Annotated in this window: 23 protein-coding genes; 12 read left to right on the top strand and 11 right to left on the bottom strand. The window is 69.5% G+C overall.

Going from position 1 to position 23,138, the window contains the following annotated elements; translation table 11 throughout:
• Positions 1 to 10: 10 nt before the first annotated feature.
• The 5 genes from BM145_RS12700 to hisB form a co-directional block, all read right to left on the bottom strand.
• A complete protein-coding gene (locus BM145_RS12700; protein WP_093334032.1) occupies positions 11 to 325 on the bottom strand; it encodes a phosphoribosyl-ATP diphosphatase in 315 nt (104 codons plus the stop codon).
• A gap of 50 nt (positions 326 to 375) precedes the next feature.
• Positions 376 to 1,137, bottom strand: coding sequence for an imidazole glycerol phosphate synthase subunit HisF (hisF, locus tag BM145_RS12695; RefSeq protein WP_093334031.1), 762 nt, complete (start codon positions 1,135 to 1,137; stop codon positions 376 to 378).
• 103 nt (positions 1,138 to 1,240) lie between these two features.
• Positions 1,241 to 2,023: a 1-(5-phosphoribosyl)-5-[(5-phosphoribosylamino)methylideneamino]imidazole-4-carboxamide isomerase gene (gene hisA, locus BM145_RS12690; protein WP_093334030.1), complete on the bottom strand. Its 783-nt coding sequence runs from the start codon at positions 2,021 to 2,023 to the stop codon at positions 1,241 to 1,243.
• The gene (gene hisH / locus BM145_RS12685; protein ID WP_093334029.1) at positions 2,020 to 2,622 is read right to left on the bottom strand and encodes an imidazole glycerol phosphate synthase subunit HisH; all 603 of its coding nucleotides are present in this window, start codon (positions 2,620 to 2,622) and stop codon (positions 2,020 to 2,022) included. The genes hisA and hisH overlap by 4 nt, the downstream gene beginning before the upstream one ends.
• 25 nt (positions 2,623 to 2,647) lie before the next feature.
• On the bottom strand, positions 2,648 to 3,235 hold the full coding sequence (gene hisB / locus BM145_RS12680) for an imidazoleglycerol-phosphate dehydratase HisB (RefSeq protein ID WP_093334028.1): 588 nt from the start codon (positions 3,233 to 3,235) through the stop codon (positions 2,648 to 2,650).
• Positions 3,236 to 3,309: 74 nt separating this feature from the next.
• Between hisB and BM145_RS12675 the strand changes: the two genes are divergently transcribed.
• Positions 3,310 to 3,795, top strand: a complete 486-nt coding sequence (locus BM145_RS12675; protein WP_093334027.1) for an SspB family protein — start codon at positions 3,310 to 3,312, stop codon at positions 3,793 to 3,795.
• Between the two features lie 312 nt (positions 3,796 to 4,107).
• Here BM145_RS12675 and BM145_RS12670 read toward each other — a convergent pair whose 3' ends face one another.
• Positions 4,108 to 4,407 carry a GIY-YIG nuclease family protein gene (locus BM145_RS12670; protein WP_093334136.1) on the bottom strand — a complete coding sequence of 100 codons (300 nt, stop codon included), beginning with the start codon at positions 4,405 to 4,407 and terminating at the stop codon, positions 4,108 to 4,110.
• Positions 4,408 to 4,536: 129 nt separating this feature from the next.
• On the opposite strand from BM145_RS12670, the gene fumC reads away from it, so the two are divergent.
• The 8 genes from fumC to BM145_RS12630 all read left to right on the top strand — a co-directional run bounded on the left by fumC (position 4,537) and on the right by BM145_RS12630 (position 12,184).
• Entirely contained in the window at positions 4,537 to 5,922 is a 1,386-nt protein-coding gene (gene fumC / locus BM145_RS12665; protein WP_093334026.1) for a class II fumarate hydratase, read from the top strand.
• A gap of 141 nt (positions 5,923 to 6,063) precedes the next feature.
• Positions 6,064 to 6,276 carry a hypothetical protein gene (locus BM145_RS12660; protein ID WP_093334135.1) on the top strand — a complete coding sequence of 71 codons (213 nt, stop codon included), beginning with the start codon at positions 6,064 to 6,066 and terminating at the stop codon, positions 6,274 to 6,276.
• On the top strand, positions 6,273 to 6,479 hold the full coding sequence (locus BM145_RS12655) for a hypothetical protein (protein WP_093334025.1): 207 nt from the start codon (positions 6,273 to 6,275) through the stop codon (positions 6,477 to 6,479). The genes BM145_RS12660 and BM145_RS12655 overlap by 4 nt, the downstream gene beginning before the upstream one ends.
• 106 nt (positions 6,480 to 6,585) lie before the next feature.
• Positions 6,586 to 7,236, top strand: coding sequence for a guanylate kinase (gene gmk, locus BM145_RS12650; RefSeq protein WP_093334024.1), 651 nt, complete (start codon positions 6,586 to 6,588; stop codon positions 7,234 to 7,236).
• 1 nt (position 7,237) lies between these two features.
• A complete protein-coding gene (locus tag BM145_RS12645) occupies positions 7,238 to 8,170 on the top strand; it encodes a bifunctional riboflavin kinase/FAD synthetase (protein WP_093334023.1) in 933 nt (310 codons plus the stop codon).
• Positions 8,171 to 8,410: 240 nt separating this feature from the next.
• Entirely contained in the window at positions 8,411 to 11,257 is a 2,847-nt protein-coding gene (gene ileS / locus BM145_RS12640; protein ID WP_093334022.1) for an isoleucine--tRNA ligase, read from the top strand.
• Positions 11,254 to 11,775: a signal peptidase II gene (gene lspA / locus BM145_RS12635; RefSeq protein ID WP_093334021.1), complete on the top strand. Its 522-nt coding sequence runs from the start codon at positions 11,254 to 11,256 to the stop codon at positions 11,773 to 11,775. The genes ileS and lspA overlap by 4 nt, the downstream gene beginning before the upstream one ends.
• Positions 11,768 to 12,184 (top strand): DUF3035 domain-containing protein, encoded by a 417-nt coding sequence (locus tag BM145_RS12630; RefSeq protein WP_093334020.1) that lies wholly within the window; start codon positions 11,768 to 11,770, stop codon positions 12,182 to 12,184. Before lspA ends, BM145_RS12630 begins: the two co-directional genes overlap by 8 nt.
• A gap of 291 nt (positions 12,185 to 12,475) precedes the next feature.
• Here BM145_RS12630 and BM145_RS12625 read toward each other — a convergent pair whose 3' ends face one another.
• From BM145_RS12625 to BM145_RS12605, 5 genes are all read right to left on the bottom strand, one after another.
• A complete protein-coding gene (locus BM145_RS12625) occupies positions 12,476 to 13,327 on the bottom strand; it encodes a TorF family putative porin (protein WP_093334019.1) in 852 nt (283 codons plus the stop codon).
• Positions 13,328 to 13,649: 322 nt separating this feature from the next.
• The gene (locus BM145_RS12620; protein ID WP_093334018.1) at positions 13,650 to 14,927 is read right to left on the bottom strand and encodes a mechanosensitive ion channel family protein; all 1,278 of its coding nucleotides are present in this window, start codon (positions 14,925 to 14,927) and stop codon (positions 13,650 to 13,652) included.
• A complete protein-coding gene (gene metC, locus BM145_RS12615) occupies positions 14,924 to 16,120 on the bottom strand; it encodes a cystathionine beta-lyase (protein WP_093334017.1) in 1,197 nt (398 codons plus the stop codon). The genes BM145_RS12620 and metC overlap by 4 nt, the downstream gene beginning before the upstream one ends.
• On the bottom strand, positions 16,117 to 16,962 hold the full coding sequence (locus BM145_RS12610) for a sulfurtransferase (RefSeq protein WP_093334016.1): 846 nt from the start codon (positions 16,960 to 16,962) through the stop codon (positions 16,117 to 16,119). The genes metC and BM145_RS12610 overlap by 4 nt, the downstream gene beginning before the upstream one ends.
• Before the next feature lie 294 nt (positions 16,963 to 17,256).
• The gene (locus tag BM145_RS12605) at positions 17,257 to 18,825 is read right to left on the bottom strand and encodes a cryptochrome/photolyase family protein (RefSeq protein WP_093334015.1); all 1,569 of its coding nucleotides are present in this window, start codon (positions 18,823 to 18,825) and stop codon (positions 17,257 to 17,259) included.
• Positions 18,826 to 18,854: 29 nt separating this feature from the next.
• Here BM145_RS12605 and queF point away from each other — a divergent pair, with 29 nt between their 5' ends.
• The 3 genes from queF (at position 18,855) to BM145_RS12590 (ending at position 23,041) form a co-directional block, all read left to right on the top strand.
• On the top strand, positions 18,855 to 19,301 hold the full coding sequence (queF, locus tag BM145_RS12600; protein WP_093334014.1) for a preQ(1) synthase: 447 nt from the start codon (positions 18,855 to 18,857) through the stop codon (positions 19,299 to 19,301).
• 135 nt (positions 19,302 to 19,436) lie between these two features.
• Positions 19,437 to 21,710 carry a glycosyltransferase family 4 protein gene (locus tag BM145_RS12595; RefSeq protein ID WP_425441097.1) on the top strand — a complete coding sequence of 758 codons (2,274 nt, stop codon included), beginning with the start codon at positions 19,437 to 19,439 and terminating at the stop codon, positions 21,708 to 21,710.
• A gap of 50 nt (positions 21,711 to 21,760) precedes the next feature.
• Complete coding sequence (locus tag BM145_RS12590) at positions 21,761 to 23,041, top strand: glycoside hydrolase family 130 protein (RefSeq protein ID WP_093334013.1); 1,281 nt, start codon at positions 21,761 to 21,763, stop codon at positions 23,039 to 23,041.
• Positions 23,042 to 23,138 lie beyond the last annotated feature (97 nt).

Raw genomic sequence — 23,138 nt, 5'->3', positions numbered from 1 at the left:
GGACTCCGGATCAGCGGGGGCGGGCGGCCTTCTCGGCAAGCCCGGACAAGCCGTCGCGCCGGTCGAGTTCGGCGCGGACGTCATCGAGACACAGGCCGGCATCGGCAAGGAGGACGCAGAGGTGAAACAGGAGGTCGGCCGCCTCGGGGACGATCTTGGCCGGATCGTCGCCCATCGCGGCAATCACCGTCTCGGTCGCCTCCTCGCCGATCTTCTGCGCGATACGGCCGCGGCCGCGGGCGAAGAGGCTGGCGACATAGCTCGACGCCGGGTCGGCGTTGCGGCGGTCGGCGATGGTGGTTTCCAGGCGGGCGAAGGCGTCCATGGCGTCGGGGAGTGGCCGGGCCACGGCGCCGGGTCAATCCCGCGGCGGCGTCAGTGCGACCGGACGGGAACGCCCGCGGCGGCGAGCGCGGCGTGCGCGTCGGCGACGCTCGCTTCGCCGTAATGGAAGATGGAGGCAGCTAGGACGGCGGAGGCGTGGCCTTCGATGACGCCGGCGACGAGGTCGGCGAGGCCGCCGACGCCGCCGGATGCGACGACGGGAACGTCGGTCCGGTCCGCGATCGTGCGGACCAGGTCGAGGTCGTAGCCCGAGCGCGTACCGTCACGGTCCATCGAGGTGACGAGCAGCTCGCCCGCGCCGAGGTCGGCAAGGCGGAGGGCGTGGGCAACCGCGTCGATGCCGGTCGCGCGGCGGCCGCCATGGGTGAACACCTCCCAGCCGCCGCCGGAGCGGCGGGCGTCGATGCTGGCGACGCAGCACTGGCTGCCGAACCGCTCGGCGATGTCGGTCACCACCTCCGGCCGCGACACGGCGGCGGAGTTGACCGCGACCTTGTCGGCACCCGCGAGCAGCAGCGCGCGGGCGTCGTCGGCGGTGCGGACGCCGCCGCCGACGGTGAGCGGCATGAAGCACACCGCCGCGGTCCGCCGCACCACGTCGAGGATGGTGCCGCGGCCCTCGTGGCTGGCGGTGATGTCGAGGAAGCAGAGCTCGTCGGCGCCGGCGGCGTCGTAGGCGCGGGCCTGCTCGACGGGGTCGCCGGCGTCGGCGAGATCGACGAAGTTGACGCCCTTCACCACGCGGCCGTTCGCCACGTCGAGGCAGGGGATGACGCGGGCGCGGACGGTCACTTGCTCCCCTCCCTGCAAGGGAGGGGGCGGGGGTGGGTGGAGGCTTGGCGGTACGGCGACCGCCGTGCGTGACCTGCCCGTGTCATCAAGCCTCGACCCACCCCTAACCCCTCCCTTGCAGGGAGGGGGATGCGGCAGCGGCGACGTTCAGCGCCGCCGTCAGGTCGAGGCGGCCGTCGTAGAGGGCGCGGCCGGTGATGACGCCTTCGATGCCGTCCCGCGCGTGGAGGGCGAGGAGGTGGATGTCGCCGATGCCCTTGACACCGCCCGAGGCGATCACCGGGATGGAGACGGCGCGGGCGAGGTCGACGGTCGCCTCGACGTTGCAGCCCTTGAGCAGCCCGTCGCGGCCCACGTCGGTGAAAAGGAGGGCGGCGACGCCGGCGTCCTCGAAGCGGCGGGCGAGGTCGGTGGCGCTGGTGGTGGACACGTCGGCCCAGCCCTTGGTGGCGACCATGCCGTCCTTCGCGTCGACCGCGACGACGATGCCGCCGGGAAAGTCGCGGGCGACGGCGCGGACGAAATCGGGGTCGTCCAGCGCGGCGGTGCCGATCACGACGCGGGACACGCCGAGATCGAACCAGCGCTCCACCGCCGCGCGGTCACGGATGCCGCCGCCGAGCTGGACGTGGCCGGGGAAGCGTTCGACGATCGCGCGGACGGCGTCGCCGTTGCGGCTCTCGCCCGCAAAGGCGCCGTCGAGGTCGACGACGTGGAGGTGCTCGGCACCCGCCTCGGCGAACAGCAATGCTTGGTGGGCGGGATCGTCGCCGTAGACGGTGGCGCGATCCATGTCGCCCTCGGCCAGGCGGACGACCTGGCCGCCCTTGAGGTCGATGGCGGGAAAGACGATCAGGCCTGTGCCGGGCAATGTCGAAGCGGTCATGGTTTCCAGGCGAGAAAGCGGCGGAGGAGGGCGAGGCCGTAGGACTGGCTCTTCTCCGGGTGGAACTGGACGCCGAGCATGTTGTCGCGGCCGATCGCGGCGGTGACGGGACCGGCATGGTCGGTGGTGGCGAGCACGTGTGCTCCGGCAAAGGCGTAGCTGTGGAGGAAATACGCCTCGCCCGGCACGATCAGCGGGTGCGAAATGGTGGGGACGACGTCGTTCCAGCCCATGTGCGGCACCTTGGCGGCGGGCGTCGGCGTCAGGTGCGAGACGCGGCCGGGTATCCAGCCGAGGCCGGCGTGCGTGCCGCGTTCGTCGCCGGCTTCCGCCATCAGCTGCATGCCGACGCACACGCCGAGAAAGGGCGCTCCCTGCTTCAGCACGCGCGCCTCCATCGCCTCGATCATGCCGGGGATGGCGCACAGCGCCGCCGCGCAGGCGCCGAACGCGCCGACGCCGGGGAGGACGATCCGGTCGGCGCGCGCGACCGCTCGCGGGTCGGCGGTGATCGCCAGGTCGTCGCAGCCCGCGGCGGCGAGCGCGTTGGCGACCGAGTGGAGGTTACCGGCGCCGTAATCGATCAGGGCGAGGGTCATGCCGGGGTGATCGATCGAGAAAGGATCACAGCGTACCCTTGGTGGAGGGGATGGCGTCGCCTTTGCGCGGGTCGATCTCGACCGCTTGACGGAGCGCGCGGGCGAGGCCCTTGAAGGCGCTCTCGGCGATATGGTGGTTGTTGTCGCCGTAGAGCGTCTCGACGTGCAGCGTGATGCCGGCCGCCTGGGCGAAGCTGTGGAAGAAATGCTGGAACAGCTCGGTATCCATGGTGCCGAGCTTCTGGATCGTGAAGGGGCATTTCCACACCAGCCAGGGGCGGCCGGAGATGTCGAGCGCGACGCGGGTCAGCGTCTCGTCCATCGGCGACAGCGCGTCGCCGTAGCGGCGGATGCCGCGCTTCTCGCCCAGGGCCTTGGCCACGGCCGCGCCGATCGCCAGGGCGGTATCCTCGACGGTGTGATGCTCGTCGATGTGGAGGTCGCCGTCGGTGCGGATGTGGAGGTCGATCAGCGAGTGGCGCGACAGCTGTTCGAGCATATGGTCGAAGAAGCCGACGCCGGTGTGGACGTCGTAGGCGCCGGTGCCGTCGAGGTCGACGGTGACGGCGATCCTGGTCTCGCTGGTGTGGCGGTTGATCGTGGCGCTGCGCATGGCCGCCGTCCATAGCGCGCCGCCGCGGCCAAGCAACCTTGACGCCGGGGAAGGGGGGCGCCTACCCAAGGACCATGACCGATGGCCTTCCCGACAGCCTGATCCCCTATGACGAGATCGTCCAGGAGGCGCTGCGTGCCGTGGTCGGCCGCGTGCTCGGCTCGGTGGCGGAGGCCGGCGCGCTGCCCGGCGAGCATCATTTCTACATCACCTTCAAGACCCACGCGCCCGGCGTCGACATTCCCAAGCGGCTGATCGAGCGGTTTCCGGACGAGATGACGATCGTCATCCAGAACCGCTACTGGGACCTGACGGTCGACGACGAGCGCTTCTCGGTGGGGCTGAGCTTCAACCAGGTGCCCTCGAAGCTGGTCATCCCCTACGCGGCGATCACCGGCTTCCACGACCCGGCGGTGAATTTCGAGCTGCGCTTCCAGGCGCTGGAGGGCGCGGACGCCGAGCCCGAGGCGCACGACCCGGCGGAGAATGACGGGCCGGTGGGCGTGCCGGTCGAGGACGGGTCGAACGTCGTCGCGGTGGATTTCAAGCGGAAGAAATAGCGCGGCGCGGCAGCCGGCGACGTCCGGCTGACTCGCGCAAGCTCGGCCGGCGGGCAACGCCCGTCCGACGACGTGGGCTTTGCCCGCGGCGCTGCGAATGAGTTGCAGCTTGCTTGACTCGATTGACCCCTAGAGCGAAACTTGCGGTTCCGATCGTTTCCGTTTGTGCGGCAATGAGAAAGAGCGGCTCAGATTTTAGTGTGGCTTATACCTGATCCGAAGCTTGTAGGACAGCAATCACCGCGGACCTCTCGCACTTTCATCTCGTCGCCCCGGCCTTGAGCCGGGGTCCCGCTTCTTCGATGCAAGCGATCACGCCAGCTGCTCCGTCAGATCGAGCCAGTTGGGATTGCCCCGTTCGATCAACGCGAACTTCCACTCGCGTCGCCAGCGCTTCAAACGCTTCTCATGCGCGATGCAGGCGCCGATGTCATCGCCGCGCTCCGCCCATACGAGACGAGTCAGGCCATAGCGGTGGCAGTGATCCGAGCCCGTTCCGGCCCGATGCTGATGAACCCTCGCCATCAGAGAAGCCGTCACCCCGATGTACATCGCGCCGCGGTAGCGATCCGCCATGATATAAAGCCAGCCGCCACGGTGATCGTTCACCAGCGGAGGAAAGAAGAAGCGGGGCCCCGGGTCAAGCCCGGGGCGACCAGGAGGAGAGGGACTGACCAACAGCAATGGGTAAAGCTCGACGGTCACGGGCAACCCGCCCTCTTCCCGCTCGTTCTCGCCCGCATGACCACCCGCACCGAAACCGACTCGATCGGCCCGATCGAAGTTCCCGCCGACGCCTATTGGGGCGCGCAGACCGAGCGTAGCCTGGAGAACTTCCCGTTCGGCGCGCGCGAGCGGATGCCGATCGGGATCGTGCGGGCGCTCGCCGTCGTGAAGCGGGCGTGTGCGCGGGTGAATGCCGGGGCGCTGGGGGCGGAGAAGGCGGGGGCGATCGATGCGGCGGCCGCGGAGGTGATCGACGGGAAGCTGGACGACCAGTTCCCGCTCGTCATTTGGCAGACGGGGTCTGGCACCCAGTCCAACATGAACGTCAACGAGGTGATCGCGGGGCGGGCGAACGAGGCGCTGACCGGCACGCGCGGCGGCAAGGCGCCGGTGCACCCCAACGATGACGTCAATCGTGGGCAATCGTCCAACGACAGCTTCCCAACCGCGCTGCACGTCGCCGCCGCGCTGGCGGTGACGGAAACGCTGCTGCCGGCGCTCGACCGGTTGCACGGGGCGCTCGACGCCAAGGCGCGCGAATGGGGAGAGGTGGTCAAGATCGGGCGGACGCATCTGCAGGATGCGACGCCGCTGACGCTGGGGCAGGAATTCTCCGGCTATGTCGCGCAGCTGGCTAACGCGCGCGACCGGATCGAGGGCACGCTTCATCGCAACATCATGCCGCTGGCGCAGGGTGGGACGGCGGTGGGCACCGGGCTGAACGCGCCTGCGGGGTTCGGCGAGGCGGTGGCGAAGGAGATCGCCGCGCTGACCGGGCTGCCGTTCGTGTCGGCGGCAAACAAGTTCGAGGCGCTGGCGTCGAACGACGGGCTGGTCGACCTGCACGGCACGCTCAACGTGCTCAGCGTCGCGCTGACCAAGATCGCCAACGATATCCGGCTGCTGGGATCGGGGCCGCGGTCGGGGCTGGGCGAGCTGGAGCTTCCCGCCAACGAGCCGGGCAGTTCGATCATGCCGGGCAAGGTCAATCCGACGCAGTGCGAGATGCTGACGATGGTGGCCGCTCAGGTGATGGGGAACAACGTCGCGGTGACCGTCGGCGGGATGCAGGGGCATCTGGAACTGAACGTGTTCAAGCCGCTGATCGGGGCGAACGTGCTGCGATCGATCGATCTGCTGGCGGTGGGGATGACGAGCTTCGCCGAGCGGACGGTGGAGGGACTTGTCGCGCGCGAGGACAATATTCGCGCTGGGGTGGAGCGATCGCTGATGCTGGTGACCGCGCTGGCGCCGGAGATCGGCTACGACGCCGCCGCCAAGATTGCCAAGCACGCGCACGAGCATGGTCTGACGCTGAAGGAGGCGGGGCTGGCGCTGGAACTGGTCGACGAGGCGACGTTCGACCGGGTGGTGCGCGCGGAGGACATGCTGGGGGCGTGATCTCGCCACGCCGGGCTTGTTCCGGCGTCCAATAGCGGCGGCGTTCGTGGCCCTGGATGCCGGGACGAGCCCGGCATGACGGGTGAGGCGTGGGAACCTGTCCTGCCTTCCCGCGCTATGCCTGTCGAAGGAGAATTCGGCGTGAGCGTGACGACGATAGGGGCGCTGGTCGGCGGGGTCATCGACAGCATGAGCGGCGACGACGATGCGAGTTGGGACGGCGCCTTGAAGGGCGCGGTGGTGGCCAACGTGCTGAAGCTCGTGATCCCGGCGGCGATCACCTACGCGGTCGGCTGGGCGGTGCTGCGCGGCGCGGGCGAACTCAAGGACGTAGTTTTCGGAGAAGTGAAATGATCGGCAAGATTATCGGAGCCCTGGTGGGACGTGAGATGGATCGTCGCGACGGCAGCGGCGGGTTCAAGGGCGCGGCGATGGGCGCGCTGGTCGGCGGTGGGCTGCGCCGGATGGGGCCGCTCGGCATGCTGCTGGGTGGCGGCTACGTCGCCAAGAAGGCGTACGACCGGCGTCGCGCACGGCGGATGCCGCCGACGATCTGAGAGGCCGCATGAAATTGGCTCTATCGCCAATTTCTAAACAGCCTCAAACGGCGGGTGGGCCGGGCGCGGGTTGACGCGCCCGGTGCCGACCGGCCAAAGGCGCGCGATGGCAACCCCCATCCCCGGTGACCCGCACGGCCTGAAGCGCCGTGGGGTGCTGTTCGTGCTGTCCTCGCCCTCCGGCGCGGGCAAGTCGACGATCGCGCGCATGCTGCTCGCCGATGAGGAAGGGCTGGAGATGTCGGTCTCCGCCACCACCCGGCCGATGCGGCCGGGCGAGGTGGACGGCCGGGATTATCATTTCGTCGATCTGGAGGAATTCCGCCGCATGGTCGCGGAGGACGAGTTCCTGGAATGGGCGCATGTCTTCGACAACCGATACGGCACGCCGCGCGCGCAGGTCGAGGCGCTGCTCGCGTCGGGCAAGGACGTGCTGTTCGACATCGACTGGCAGGGCGCGCAGCAGCTGTTCCAGATCGCCGGCGGCGACGTGGTGCGGGTGTTCATCTTTCCGCCCTCCATGGCCGAGCTGCGCCAGCGGCTGGAGAAGCGGGCGACCGACTCTGCCCAGGTGATCGACGCGCGGATGGCGCGCGCGGCGAACGAGGTCAGCCACTGGGACGGGTACGACTATGTGCTGGTCAATGACGATGTCGACGCGTGTTTCCGCGGCGTGAAGACGATCCTGGCGGCCGAGCGGCTGAAGCGGTCGCGGCAGACCGGGCTGATCGGCTTCATCCGCCGCCTGACGCGGTAGCATGCGCCGGCTGGACGGCGCGGAGGCGGTGCCGGACGCGTTCGCCGGCGGCATCGTCGCGCTGGGCAATTTCGATGGTTTCCATCTCGGCCACCAGGCGGTGGTCGGCGCCGCGGTGGCGCGCGCGCGGGCCGAAGGGCGGCCGGCGCTGGTGGCGACGTTCGACCCGCATCCGGTGCGGCATTTCCGGCCCGACACCGCGCCGTTCCGGCTGACCACGCTCGACCAGCGCGAGCGGCTGTTCGCGGCCGCCGGGGTGGACGCGATGGTGGTGTTCCGCTTCGACGGGAAGTTGGCGGCGCTGTCGGCGGAGGCGTTCGTCGCCGAGCGGCTGGTCGCGGCGCTGCGCGTCGGCGGCGTGGTGACGGGGGCGGACTTCACCTTCGGCCGGGGCAAGGGGGGCGACGCTGCGACGCTGCACGCGGGCGGCGCGGCGGGGGGCTTCTCGGTCGACACGGTGGGTCCGGTGTCGCTCGACGGGGTGACGGTGTCGTCGACGGCGATCCGCGCGTTGCTCCGGGCCGGCTACATGCGCGGCGCGGCGCGGTTGCTGACGCGGCCATTCGCGATCGAAGGCCGGGTGCAGCACGGGGACAAGGTGGGGCGGACGATCGGCTATCCGACCGCGAACCTCGACATGGGCAAGTATCTGCGGCCCGCCTACGGCATCTACGCGGTGCGCGGGACGCTGGCGGACGGGCGGGTGCTCGACGGGGCGGCGAACCTGGGCGTTCGACCGCAGTTCGAGCCGGCCAAGGAGTTGCTGGAGCCGTATTTCTTCGATTTCTCGGGCGACCTGTACGGGCAGGTGATCGAGGTGGCGCTGATCGAGCGGTTGCGGGCGGAAGCCCGGTTCGACGGGCTCGATGCGCTGGTCGTGCAGATGGAGGCGGATTGCCGCGCGGCGCGGGTGGTGTTGGGTTCGCCGCGCTAAGACGCGAAGAAGTTGGTTCACGCGGAGGCGCGGAGACGCGGAGGGGGGCGCCTCGCCGCGATCGCGGCGCTTCATCATCACGTGTGATGGCAAAAGGCGCGCTGCCGCGCACGGGACATCTTCGCGCCTTCGCGTCTTTGCGCGAACAACCTCTTCTTCTCCGCGGCTCCGCGGCTCCGCGTGAACCTTTCCACGGCCGTTTGTGAAAGCCGCGCGCGCCCGCTACAGCCGCGCGCATCTATGACCGACTATAAAGACACCGTCTTCCTGCCGAAGACCGATTTTCCGATGAAGGCGGGCCTCGCCGCCAAGGAGCCCGCGATCCTGGAGCGCTGGGCGCGGATCGGGCTGTACGATCGGCTGCGCCGCGAGCGGGCGGGGCGCGAGCGGTTCATCCTGCACGACGGACCGCCCTACGCCAACGGCGACATCCACATGGGCCATGCCATGAACAAGGTGCTGAAGGACATGATCGTCCGCAGCCAGACCTTGCTGGGCCGCGACGCGCCCTACGTGCCCGGCTGGGACTGTCACGGCCTGCCGATCGAGTGGAAGGTCGAGGAGGCGTATCGCGCCAAGAAGCTGTCGAAGGACGACGTGCCCGTCGCGCAGTTTCGCGCCGAGTGCCGCGCCTATGCCGAGCGCTGGGTGGAGGTGCAGCGTGCCGAGTTCGAGCGGCTGGGGGTGATGGGCGACTGGGCCGATCCATACCTGACGATGAAGTACGAGGCGGAGGCGGCGATCGTCGGCGAGCTGCTGAAGTTTGCCGAGTCGGGCCAGCTGTATCGCGGGGCCAAGCCGGTGATGTGGTCGCCGGTGGAGAAGACCGCGCTGGCCGAGGCGGAGGTGGAGTATGAGGACGTGACGTCGACGCAGATCGACGTGGCGTTCGAGATCGTGGAGGCGCCCGAAGCGCCGGCACTGGTCGGCGCACTCGCGGTGATCTGGACGACGACGCCGTGGACGATCCCGGTGAACCAGGCGTTGGCCTATGGCTCGGCGATCGATTATCTGCTCTTCGGCCACGGCGGCAAACGCTATCTGGTCGCCGAGCCACTGCTGCCCGCCTTCACCGCGCGCACCGGCATCGGCATGGAATCGTTCGAGGCGCTGGCCAAGGGGTCGGTGTTGGAAGGTGCGACGGCGCGCCACCCGATGCATCACCTCGGCGGGTTCTTCGCCAGGCCGCGGCCGTTCCTTCAGGGCGATTTCGTCACCATCGACGCCGGCACCGGGCTCGTCCACATGGCGCCGGATCACGGCGAGGACGATTTCCTGCTGTGCAAGCAGTACGGGATCGATCCGGTGTTCGCGGTCGATGCGGGGGGCATGTACCGGGCGGACTGGGGTTGGCTCGGCGGGCAGGGCTCGGTCATCAACAAGAAGTTCGTGGCCGCCGACGGGCCGATCTGCGAGGATCTGCGCGCCGCGGGGGCGCTGCTGGCGGCGAGCGACTTCAAGCACAGCTATCCGCATTCGTGGCGGTCGAAGGCCAAGGTGATCCAGCGGGCGACGCCGCAATGGTTCATTCCGATGGATAGGGGAGAGCGCGGAGCCGGTGCTTCGACTTCGCTCAGCACGAACGGGGGGGAGAGCACGTCATCCTTACCTCCGTTCGCCCTGAGCGAAGTCGAAGGGCAAGGCTCCAACGGTGCGACCCTCCGTAACGTCGCGCTGGACGCGATCGCGGCGACGCAGTGGGTGCCGGCGCGCGCCGAGAACCGGATCACGGCGATGGTCGAGGGGCGGCCCGACTGGGTGATCTCCCGCCAGCGCGCCTGGGGGGTGCCGATCGCGCTCTACTTCCATCGGCAGAGTGGCGAGTATCTGAGCGATCCGGCGGTCAACGCGCGGATCGTCGCGGCCTTCGCGCAAGGCGGGGCGGACGCGTGGTTCACGGCCGATCACCAGGCGCTGCTCGGCGATGGGTATGACGCGGGCGAGTACGAGCCGGTCAACGACATCCTCGACGTGTGGTTCGATTCGGGCTGCACCTACGTCTTCACGCTGGAGGCGCGCTACGGAGCGGGCACGCGCGCCGACCTGTACGTCGAGGGATCGGACCAGCATCGCGGCTGGTTCCAGTCGTCGCTGCTCGAGTCGAGCGGCACGCGGGGGCATGCGCCCTACCGGGCGGTGCTGACGCACGGCTTCGCGCTCGACGACAAGGGGCGCAAGATGTCCAAGTCGCTGGGCAACGTGGTCGATCCGCTCAAGGTGATCGGCGAGAGCGGGGCGGACATCCTGCGCATGTGGGTCGCCTCCACCGACTATTTCGACGACGTGAAGATCGGCAAGGAGGTGCTCGCCACCGCGTCGGACGCGTATCGCAAGCTGCGCAATACGTTCCGCTACCTGCTCGGCGCGCTCGACGGATTCGACGAGGACGAGCGGGTGGTGGTGGCGGACATGCCCGAGCTGGAGCAATATGTGCTGCACCGGCTGGGGATGCTCGACACGGAGCTGCGCGAAGCGGCGATGGGGTATGAGTTCAACCGCTACATCCGGCTGCTGACCGATTTCGCCAACGAGGATTTGTCGGCCTTCTTCTTCGACGTGAGAAAGGACGCGCTCTACTGCGACGGTGCGGACTCGCTCCGGCGGCGGAGCTACCGCACGGTGCTCGACACGCTGTTCCACGCGCTCGTCCGCTACGCCGCGCCGGTGATCCCGTTCACCGCCGAGGAGGTGTGGCAGGCGCGTTATCCGAGCGAGGACGGGTCGGTGCACCTGCTGGAATGGCCCGAGCTGCCGACGGTGGCGGGCGACGCGCCGCTGGGCACGCGCTGGCAGGCGGTGCGCGCGCTGCGCGAGACGGTGACGGAGGCGATCGAGCCGCTGCGCCGCGAGAAGCGGGTGCGCTCCAGCCTGGAGGCGGAAGTGGTGGTGCCGAGCCTGCCGCTGCCCGCCGACGCGCTGGCCGAGATCTTCATCGTCGCCGCCGTGAGGGAGGGCGCGGCGGTCGAGGCCGGGCGCACCGACTATGCCAAGTGCGGGCGCTGCTGGCGGCATCTGCCCGAGGTGGCGGAGGACGGCGCGCTGTGCGGGCGCTGTGCCGAGGTGCTGGGCGCGGAGGTGGTGTCGTGACGCTGCCCCGACACGGGATCGCGGCGGCAGTCGCCCTGTTCGTGCTCGACCAATTGTCCAAATGGATCGTCACGGGGCCGATGGGCATCGATCACCTGGGCGCGGCGCGCGAGATCACGTCGTTCTTCGCGCTGCGCTTCGTGCCTAACATCGGCGTGTCGCTGGGCCTGCTGCCGGCGGACGGCAGCACCACGCGCTGGGCGCTGGTGGCGATGACCGGGGCGATCGCCGTCGGCGTCGCGGTGTGGATGACGCGCGAGCGGAACCCGGCCGATCAGACGGCGCTGGGGCTGGTGCTGGGCGGCGCGCTGGGCAATATCCTCGACCGGGCGCGGTTCGGCTACGTCGTCGACTTCGCCGACCTGCATGTCGCGACACCGTGGGATGCGGACTGGCGGCCGTTTTTGGTCTTCAATGTCGCCGACGCGGCGATTACGGTGGGCGTGCTGGTGCTGCTGCTGCGCGCCTTTCTGACGCGCGAGCCGAAACAAGCTTCTGTGGAGAGTCCCCATGCGTAATCTCGTCATCCTCGCCGGCACGGCCGCCCTGCTGTGTGGGGGACTTGCCGGCTGCGCGGGGAGCGGGCTCGACCGTGCCCGGCCGGACGAGTTCGCGGTGGCGCGCCAGGCGCCACTGGTGATCCCGCCCGATTACGCGCTGGTGCCGCCACAGCCGGGCGCCGCCCGCCCGCAGGACGCCAGCGGCAACGCGCGCGCGCAGACGCTGGAGGCGCTGTTCGGCGGCGCCGCGCCGCGCTCCGCGGCCGAGCAGGCGACGCTGGAGAGCGCGGGCGGCGTGGCCGATCCCGGCATCCGCTCGTCGGTGGGCGATCCGGACACCAACGTCGTCGACAAGGGCGCCGCGACGCGCGACATCGTCGCGGCGCCGGCCGGGGCGGGACAGGGCGCGACGGCGACGCCGCGCTGACCTGCGCTGGGGGTGAGGGCAGAGGGTCTTATGGCCGGATGAGGTCAGACCGATCCCGTTCGTCCTGAGGAGGGGCGGAGCGAAGCCGAAGACCCGTCTCGACGGTGCTCAATGGCTCCTCAGGACGAACGATCCGGTCATATGTCGTTCGACGCTAGAGCCGGATGACGATGGATTGATCCACTGCCGTTCGCCCTGAGCGAAGTCGAAGGGCAGGTTACGAGCGCATCGCCTCGGGCCTGTGCTTCGACTTCGCTCAGCACGAACGGGTTAAGCTCATGTCATCATGCTCTAGAAAGCGGCAGTCAGGGTGAACAGTACCGTCGCGTCGGCGATCGAGCCAACCCCGTCCTGCCCCCTGCTGAAGCTGGGTTGCAGATAGGCCGCCTCGGCGCGGTCGATGTCGGTGTCGACATAGGCGACGCCCACCGTCAGCGGGGTGCCCGGCACGGTATAGTCGACCCCCGCCAGCCAATCGACATATTCGCCGGTGGGCGCGACGCTGGTGGCGAAGGGGCCGAGGCCCTTGTTGCCGTTGGAATAGCCGAGATGCGCTTTCACGGTGAGGCCGGTATCGGGCACGGCGGTGCTGACGTCGCCCCACAGATAGAGATTGTCGTTCTTGTCGCCGGGATCGTCGTAGACGCCGGTGGCGGCGACCGCGCCGGACGAGTACCAGGCGCCCAGCGCCTGCTGCTTGGGCGCGTAGGCGACGCCGGCGGTCAGGCCGACCGGGCCGACGGTGCCCGACAGCCTGGCATAAGGCTCGATAAAGTCGGTGTTGTCGAAGCCGCCGGGGTACATGTACCACGTGGCGCCGACGTCGAGCGTGCCGCCGCCGACCGGGACCTTCACGCCCGCAATCAGGTCCAGTTCCATGTTGGCGCCGCCGAACGTGCCCCAGCCCGCCAGGTTGGAACCCCAGACGCCGGCATAGACGCCGCTCTCGTGACTGACGGTGATGCCGCCCTGCACGGCCAGGTTCTCGTCCGATTGCGAGACGCCGCGGAACCGGTAGTCGGAGGTGAGGCCGACCGAGCCGCTGACGGTGACCGCCTTAGGCGGAGCGGTGTCGTCCTGCGCGAGGGCAGGGGTGGTGACGGCGAGCGCGAGGCCGCCGAGGAGGAGGTGCGAAAGGCGCATCTGGTATTCTCCCGAAGGATGAAGCCGATGTCCCCGCCTGCTGGCCGCCGGATGCCGCGTCTGTTGGGTGTTGGGGTGGAACCCCGTGCGCGATCTGCCCGCCGGTGCACCGAACATGACGCGCGTTGTTGCGGTGCACAAGAAGTTTCGTGAAGAACTTTGGGGCGGACGGACATTCAACGCTGCGCTTCATCATCCACCCCGGCCAAGGCCGGGGTCCAGCTGCGAAACGCGAACGGTTGGGCGTCCCACCTCTTCCACGACCTTCCCGACTGGACCCCGGCCTTCGCCGGGGTGGAGAAATGCCGAATGTCGATCCGTCCTAGGACCCGGTCGGTCCAGCGGGCAGGATGCGGATGTCGCGCTGCGGCACGGGGATGGCGATGCCGGCGTCCTTCAACAGCCACCACAGGCGGTTGAGCACGTCGGAGCGGACGTTGCCGACGCCGCCTTCCGGATCGCTGATCCAGGCGAGGATCTCATGCTCCACCGCATAGTCGCCGTAGGAGGTGAGCCAGACATTGGGCTTGGGACTGTCGAGGACGCGCGGGGAATCGCTCGCCGCCTGGAGCATCAGCGCCTGCGCCACGCGCAGGTCGCAGTCGTAGGGCACGCCCACCTTGATGCGGACGCGGACGTTGCGGTCGGAATAGGACCAGTTCTCCACCTCCTGCGTCATCAGGTTCTCGTTGGGGATCAGGTGTTCCTTGCCGTCGCGGGTGACGACGGAGACGGCGCGGACGCCGATCTTGTTGACGCGGCCCGCCTCCTCGCCGACGACGATCACGTCGCCCGGCTTGATCGAGCGGTCCATGAGCAGGATGATGCCGGCGATCAGGTTGCCGACGGTCTTCTGCAGGCCGAAGCCGATCGCCAGGCCGAAGGCGCCGGAGAAGACGGCGAAGCTGGTCAGGTCGAGCCCGAGCAGGTCGATGCCGAAGAAGAAGACGACCACCACCACGACGATGCCGACCAGCTTCTGCGCGAGCAGCTTCTGCGTGGCGTCCAGCCCCTTGGCGCGGGCGATCGAGTGGGCGGCGACGCGGTTGACGAAGCGGATCAGCGCGTAGAGCGCGATCACCGTCACCAGCATGGTGACCAGGGTCAGCAGCGATAGCCGGCGGCGACCGACGCCGACGCCGATCCGTTCCAGCGCGGCGGTGATCGCGGCGAGGCCGCCGACCGACTGGCTGAACAGCGCCACGAACAGGATCGCGGCGATCGCCCAGGCGCTCCAGCGCGGCAGCCCGAGCCCGCGCAGCACCTGATGCGCGGTGAGGCCGGCGGCGACGCCGAGCGTGAAGCCGAGCGGCAGCGCGGCGAGCGGCGGCCATGGCCAAAGGCCGAGCGCGATCGCCAGCACCAGCGCGGCGACCGCGTGGCGGACGATCGCGGAGAGCCGCGTCCATACCCCCTCGCCGTGGCCCGCGACATGGGTGCGCCACCAGGTCGCGAGCCGCGGCCCCGTGCGCCGCCCGGCGAGGACGCCGATGGCCAGCGCGACCAGCACGACCCCGCCCGCCGCGGCGAGCTGGACCAGGTCGGCGGGGCCGGGCGTGGCGAAGCCGGTCGCCTGCCACCAGGCGAGGACGGGGTTCATGCCATTGCCGCGCGCCAGGCCGCGAAGGCCGTATCGAGGTCGGCGAGCAGGTCTTCCGGGTCTTCGAGGCCGATCTGGAGGCGCACGGTCGGGGTGGGAGGCGGCGGCGCGCCGACGCCGCGGTGGCGGTTGGCGTCGACGGGGACGACGAGGCTCTCGTACCCGCCCCAGCTATAGCCGATGCCGAACAGATCGAGCGCGTCGATGAAGGCGGCCCGCTCCCGTTCGCCGCCACCCGCCAGCGCGAAGGAGAAGAGGCCGGAGGAGCCGAGGAAATCGCGCGCGAACACGTCGTGGCCGGGGCAGGAGGGAAGCGCGGGGTGGAGCACGGTGGCGACCTCCGGCCGGTCCGCCAGCCACCGGGCGATGGCGAGCGCGCTCTCGCCGTGCTGGCGCAGGCGGACGGCCATGGTGCGCAGGCCCCGGCTGCCGAGCCAGCAATCGTCGGGGCTGACCACCTGACCGAGTTGGAAGCTCATGTCGCGTAGCCGGGCGAACTGGCCCGGCCCGGCGGTGACCGAGCCGAGCATCACGTCCGAATGGCCGACCACGTATTTGGTGCAGGCGAGGATCGTCAGGTCGACGCCGCGCTCGATCGCGGGAAACAGCAGCGGCGTCGCCCAGGTGTTGTCGAGGATGGTGGTGACGTCGCGGGCACGGGCGGCGGCGACGATCGCGGGCACGTCCTGCACCTCGAAGGTGAGGCTGCCGGGGCTTTCCATGAAGATCGCGCGGGTGGCGGGGCCGATCAGCTCGGCGATGCCCGCGCCGATCAGCGGGTCGTAGAAGCGGGTGGCGATGCCGAACCGACGGAGCAAGCCGGACGCCATGGCGCGGGTGGGATCATAGGCGCTGTCGACCAGCAGCAGCTCGTCGCCCGGTGACAGCACCGTGAGCAGCGCGGCGGCGATCGCGGCGACCCCCGACGGGTAGAGGAAGGTTCCCTCCGCACCGGGTTCGAGCGAGGTGAGCGCGTCGGCGAGGCTCCACTGCGTCGGCGTGCCGCGGCGCCCGTAATAGAGGCGGTGATGCGTGTCGCCGCCACCGCGCTCGCGCAGGCTGTCGACGTCGTCGTAGAGAATGGTGGAGGCGCGCCAGACCGGCGGGTTGACGATGCCGCCGGTCCATTCGGGACGGCGCCCGGCGCGGACGACCTGGGTGCGGGGGCGGACGGGTTTGCCGGTGTCGCTCATGCGCCGAGCTCCTTGGGGGTGGAGGGATCGCGGCCCCATTCGGACCAGCTGCCGTCGTAGATCGCCATCTCGCGGCCGAGCAGATGCGCGCCGAACGCCAGCACGGCCGCGGTGACGCCCGAGCCGCAGGTGGCGACGGTCGGCCGGTCGAGATCGACATGGCCTTGCGCGAAGGCGGCGGCGAGCGCCTCGCTCCGTTTCCACCGACCCTCCCCGTCGAACAGGCGGGCGTAGTGGAGGTTGGTCGAGCCGGGGATGTGGCCGGGCGCGGCGCCGTGCGGATCGGCCTCGTCGCCGGAGAAGCGGGCGAGGGAGCGGGCGTCGACGACCTGCTCCGCCTGGGTGGAGAGGTTGGCGCGCATCTGGTCGATCGTGCGCAGGCGGGCGGGGTTGAAGTCGGGCGCGGGCGCGGGCGGGGGCTCGGCGGCGCGGGGCGAAGGCGGAGCGGTGTCAAGCGGGTGACCGGCCGCCCGCCAGCCGGAAAGGCCGCCGTCGAGGATCGCGACGTCGCCGATCCCGTAGCTCTTCAGCAGCCACCAGGCGCGGGCGGCGCTGTGCCAGGGGCTGTCGTCGTAGAGCACGACCCGCGCGCCGTCGCCGATGCCGAGCGCGCGCAGGCGGGCGGCGAGCGTGTCCGGGCCGGGCAGGGTGTTGGGAAAGGGCGAGGCGGTGTCGCGCAGGCTCGCGAGGTCGAGGAAGACGGCGCCGGGGATGTGGCCGGCGTCATACTCGGCCCGCGCGTCGCGGCCGAGCGAAGGGTCGAGCAGCGTCGCGTCGACGATGTGGAGGCCGGGCGCGCCGAAATTGGTGGCGAGCCAGTCGGGGGTGACGAGGGAGTCCATGGCTTCGTCTAGCGCGGCTGGGGCGCGCCTGTCCAAGGTGGGCGTGGAGCCGGACGCGACAGGGGCGTGGTGTGTCTGGTCCGGCAGTGTCGCCTACCGCCGGGTTGGCGGGCGTCTGCCACCGCCCGTCATGCCGGACTTGTTCCGGTATCCACCGCGCCGCAAAGCAATATCTCGTTTATTTCGCGGCACGGTGGACCCCGGAACAAGTCCGGGGTGACGAAGAAGGAAGTGCCTTGGAAGGCATTTCGCAGCGGTCGCGCACCGCACCGGGATGACGAAGAGGGACGACGATCACGGAAGCTCAGCCGACGGAGGCGGATCGCCGTACCCGCCAGCGGCATCCAGCCCCGCCATGAACGCCGCGGCCTGCGCCCTGGTATCGGTTTGCGCCGTCGGTGACTGCTTGTCCCAGGTGCGGTAGGGCATCGCCAGGCGGCGGTTCTGCCCGAGCCTGTCGCGGTGGCGGGCGAGGAAGTCCCAGTAGAGGGCGTTGAACGGGCAGGCATCGGGGCCGACGCGCTGCTTCACGTCGTAGCGGCAGTGTCGGCAGTAATCTGACATGCGGTCGATATAGGCGCCGGACGAGACGTAGGGCTTGGTCGCGATCAGGCCGCCGTCGCCCCACTGGCTCATGCCGAGCGTGTTGGGCAGTTCGACCCATTCATAGGCGTCGACGTAGATCTCCAGGTACCAGCGGTGCACCTCCGCCGGGTCGGCGCCGATCAGCAGCGCGAAGTTACCGGTGACCATCAGACGCTGGATATGGTGCGCGTGGGCGGTGGCGAGCGTCTGGCCGAGCGCCTCTCTCAGGCAGTGGAGGTCGGTGTCGCCCGTCCAGTAGAAGGCGGGGAGCGGGCGATGGTGGTCGAGCGCGTTGCGGTCGACATAATCGGGGCCCTCGCGCCAGTAGATGCCGCGCATATATTCGCGCCAGCCGATGATCTGGCGGACATAGCCCTCGACCGAGTTGAGCGGCGCGCGGCCGGCGCGGTACTCGGCCTCGGCGCGGCGGCACAGGTCGAGGGGATCGAGCAGGCCGGAGTTGAGGTAGGGCGACAGGATCGAGTGCCAGAGGAACCGCTCGCCGGTCAGCATCGCGTCCTCATAGTCGCCGAACTGCGGCAGGGCGTGGGCAAAGAAGATCGCGGCCTGCCGCTCAGCATCCGCGGCAGTGACGGCATAGTCGAATCCGTCGAGGCTGCCGGGATGGTCGGGAAAGCGCGCGGCGACCAGGGCGATCACCTCCGCCGTGATCGCGTCCGGCGGGAAGGCGAGGGGACGCGGCATCAGCAGGTCGGCTTGCGCCGGCTTTCGATTCTCCTTGTCGAAGTTCCAGCGATCGCCTGCCGGCTTGCCGCCCTCCATCAGCAGCCCGGTGCGCCGGCGCATGTCGCGGTAGAACCACTCCATCGTCAGGTCGGCGCGACCCTCCGCCCATTGCTCGAAATCGGCGTGGGTGGCGAGGAAGCGGGTGTCGGGGCGGACGTCGACGGGCAGGCCGAACAGCGTCTCCCACGCCTCCAGCATCGCCTGGACGCGCCACTCGCCCGCCTCCGTCACGACGATACGGGCCGGATCGTGGCGCGCGACCGCGCGGGCGACCTCGCCGGTGAAGCTGCCGGTATTGTCGGGATCGTCGAGGCGGACATAGTCGACCTGCCAGCCATCGGCGCGCAACGCCTCCGCGTGGTGGCGCATGGCGGAGAGGATGTAGACGAGCTTCTTGCGGTGATGGCGGACATAGGTCGTCTCGTCGGCGACCTCCATCATCAGCACGACGCTGTCCGCGCGTGCTGCGTCGCGGAGCGAGGAGAGCGTGGGCGACAGCTGGTCGCCGAGGATGGGGATCAGCGTTTTCACGGGCGCCCTGGCATCCTACATGCGCGGGCATGACCCCGAAGTTCCTCGGCCAGACGGCCCCGCTGCCCGCCTCTCCGCAAGAGGCGGTGCTGGATTACGTGCCCAACCCGCGGGCGGGCAGCACCTATCTGGTGCGCTTCGCCGCGCCGGAGTTCACCTCGCTGTGTCCCGTCACCGGGCAACCCGATTTCGCGCATCTCGTGATCGATTACGCGCCCGGCGACACGATCGTCGAGTCCAAGTCGCTGAAATTGTTCCTGGGCAGCTTCCGCAACCACGCGGCGTTCCACGAGGATTGCACCGTCGGCATCGGCGAGCGGCTCCACGCGGAGATGGCGCCGCGCTGGCTCAGGATCGGCGGCTATTGGTATCCGCGCGGCGGCATTCCGATCGACGTGTTCTGGCAGTCGGGGCCGCCGCCCGCCGACCTGTGGGTGCCCGATCAGGGGGTCGCGCCGTATCGCGGTCGCGGCTGAGTTGCGACGGGCCGAGAGCGGCGCCGGACGAGAATTTGTGCGCTGCACCAAAAACCAGAAACTTTCCGGGAGATGAACGGTTTATCGTTGCACACGCGATTGGGGTAGCCTCGTTCGTGGTGCTGCAAGGGAATGATGATGAGCGAAGTGGTGGGCACGGGCACGATCGAGCGGCTGGCGATGATCGGCAATTTCCTGCCTCGCCAGTGTGGCCTCGCCACCTTCACCACCGACGTCTACGGCGCGATGCGCGATCGGTTCCCCGATGTGCAGGTCGACGTGTACGCGATGGACGACCATGTCGGCCGCTACGATTATCCCGCCGCGGTGACGGGCACGATCCCGGAACGCGACCTGTCCGCCTATCTCGACACGGCGCGCCGGATCGAGGCGAGCGGCGCGCAGGCGCTGTGGCTGCAGCACGAATACGGCATCTATGGCGGGCCGGCGGGCGAGCACATCTTGGCGCTGCTCGACCGGACGACGATGCCGGTCATCGTCACGCTCCACACCGTGCTGGAACGCCCGAGCGCCGACGAGCGGCGGGTGATGGAGGGGCTGCTGCGCCGCGCCGCGCGCGTGGTGGTGATGGCGGAGCGCGGGCGCGAGATCCTGACCCGCGTGTACGGTGCCAATCCGCGCCAGATCGCGATGATCCCGCACGGCGTGCCCGACCGGGCGCTGATCGATCCCGATACGCTGAAGGAGCGGTTCGGCTGGCAGGGCAGGCGCGTGGTGCTGACCTTCGGCCTGCTCGCGCCCAACAAGGGGATCGAGACGATGATCGCGGCGCTGCCCGCGGTGGTCGAGCGGCATCCCGACGCGCTCTACGTCGTGCTCGGCGCGACCCACCCCAACCTCGTCGCGCACGAGGGGGAGAAGTATCGCGACCGGCTGAAGGCGCTGGCGGCGGAGAAGGGCGTGGCCGACAACGTCCGCTTCCTCGACGGCTTCGTCGAGCATGACGAGCTGATCGACTATCTCCAGGCGGCGGACATCTACGCGACGCCCTATTCCAATCCGGCGCAGATCACGAGCGGAACGCTCTCCTACGCGATCGGCGTCGGCAAGCCGGTGGTGTCCACGCCCTACGTCCACGCGACCGAGATCCTGGCCGACGGGCACGGCGTGCTGGTCGATTTCGGCGACGCCGCCGCCTTCGCGCGCGAAATCGACCGGCTGCTGTCGAGCGATCGCGATCGCGGGCGGCTGGCCGAGCGCGCCTATGCGCGCGGGCGGACGATGATCTGGCCGCGGCTCGCCGAGGCGATGCTGGCGGAGACGGCGGCGGCGATCGCCGCGCAGCCGCGCCGGATCGTGGCCGCCCCGGCGGCGATCCGGCCGATCGCGCCCGACTTCGCCGCTGTCGAGCGGATGAGCGACGCGACCGGCATGTTGCAGCATTCGATTTACTCGATCCCCGACCGGCGCCACGGCTACTGCATCGACGACAATGCCCGCGCACTGATGCTGGTGAGCGCGATGCGCGACCTCGATCCCGTCGCGCGCGACAAGTGGACCACGATCTACGCCTCGTTCGTCCAATATGCCTGGAACCCCGACAAGCGGCGGTTCCGCAACTTCATGAACTTCGACCGGACCTGGTGCGAGGACGAGGGGTCGGAGGATTCGAACGGCCGGACGCTGTGGGCGCTGGGCGTCACCGCGCGCGACGCGCAGGAGGGCAAGCACCGCGATTGGGCGGGCGCGATGTTCGATTCGACCGGCAGCATCGCCTTCGACCTGCAATCGCTGCGCGCGCAGGCGTTCGCGATGCTGGGCGCCGCGGCGATGCTGGAGGCGAAGCCGGGGCACGAGCTGTCGCGCTCGATCCTGGCCAAGTTCCCCGACGTGCACCTGGCGCTGCTCGACGCGGCGCGGCGGCCCGAATGGCAGTGGTTCGAGATCGTGCTCGCCTACGACAATGCGCGCCTGCCCGAGGCCTTGATCCGGGCCGGCGCCGCGCTGGGCCGCGACGACCTGGTCGCCTGCGGCCTGTCGACGCTGCGCTGGATCTGCGACAAACAGACCTCGCCCGAGGGTCGGTTTCGCGCGGTGGGGACAGAGAGCTTCCACCGCCCCTATGCCGAACCGCTCCAGTTCGACCAGCAGCCGCTGGAGGCGCAGGCGACGGTGGACGCCTGCCTCACCGCCCACGCCCAGACCAACGATGCGGCGTGGCTGGCGGAGGCGGAGCGGGCCTATGGCTGGTTCCTGGGGCACAATGATCTGGACTTGCCGCTGGCGAGCGTCGCGGACGGCGGCTGTTTCGACGGGCTGATGCCGACCGGGCTCAACCGCAACCAGGGCGCCGAGTCGATCCTGGCGCTGCAATTGGCCAACTGCGCGATTTCCAGGGTTTCCCAAGCGCAACGTCCCGTGGCAGGGGCGGAGCGCGCCGCCGCTTAACACAGGTGGAGGTGGCGCACACGGGTCACCAGTCGAGGCGCTTCTCCACGATGCATCTGGTTACGCATGACATGCGCCTCCACGCGGACCCGTCCCGTGTGGTGGTACGGCCTTTCCATATCGCGGTGGGCGGCATCGGCGGCGTGCCGGGCCGGACCGAGCGGCTGGTGGGCGAGGTGCTGGAGATGTCCGCCGAGGAGGCGCGCGACCAGCTGGAAATCGTGCTCAAGGATTTCGAGGCGCGTCACTGGCAGACCCGGCGCGTGTTCATGACCCGCTACGACCAGATCGAGGATCTGCTGGGGCTGGACGGGCGCACGATCGGCGACGAGAAGCGCCAGTTGATCGGCGCCTATTTCTGCCACGAGTACAGCTACGCCGCCGCCGCGCTGATGAACCCCAGCGCGGTGCCGCATTTCGATCAGTCGGGCATGCCGCCGGGCAGCCTTCGCATCCTGATGTCGATGCGCGCGGTGGGCGAGGGGCACATCTCGTCGGTGGCGTTCCGTGAGGGGATCATCACCGACGATTGTCGCATGATGCTCGCGCCCGAGCCGCCCTTCGCCACCGCCACCGACATGATCGCGCGGGCGAGCGACGAGGCGCCGACGGGCGAGGTGACGGTGCATCGCCACCGCGATTCGACGCTGTCGGGCACGGTGATCTTCCCGATCACCGAGGCGCAGTCCAAGGGGTTGGAGGACCTGCGTCTCGTCCATTTCCAGCACGACGACGGCACGTGGGAATGGATCGGCACCTACACGGCCTATAATGGCTCGCAGATCCAGTCGGAGATGATGCGGACGCGTGATTTCCGCGCGTTCGACCTGGTGCCGATGTCGGGCGCGGCGAGCCGCAACAAGGGCATGGGCCTGTTCCCGCGCACGGTCGACGGCCAATACATGATGATCGGCCGGTCGGACGGCGAGAACGTGTTCCTGCTGAAGTCCGACAACCTCACGCACTGGGAGGACGGGCAGAAGATCCTGACCCCCAAATATCCGTGGGAGCTGGTCCAGCTCGGCAATTGCGGGCCGCCGATCGAGCTGGACGAGGGCTGGCTGCTCCTCACCCACGGCGTCGGCGCGATGCGCAAATACTCGATCGGCGCGGTGCTGCTCGACAAGCGCGATCCGTCCAAGGTGATCGGGCGGATGAAGGAGCCGCTGCTCGCCGCCAAGGACCAGGACCGCGAGGGATACGTGCCCAACGTCGTCTACTCGTGCGGGGCGATCCGGCACAACGACACGCTGTTCATCCCGTACGGCATCGCCGACAGCTCGATCGGGTTCGCGTTCATGCCGGTAAGCGAGCTGCTGAAGGCGATGTGAGGCGGGGCGCAGGCGCCCGCGCCGATGCGCAGCGCGCAGCGCGCAGCGCCCCGCCCGGCCGGCGGGTCGGCGAAGCCTGAGCCCGTCCGACGGCGGC

Source organism: Sphingomonas rubra (genome assembly GCF_900115745.1).
Taxonomy (GTDB): Bacteria; Pseudomonadota; Alphaproteobacteria; order Sphingomonadales; family Sphingomonadaceae; genus Sphingomonas; species Sphingomonas rubra.
This window is presented reverse-complemented; position numbering and strand designations above follow the sequence as displayed.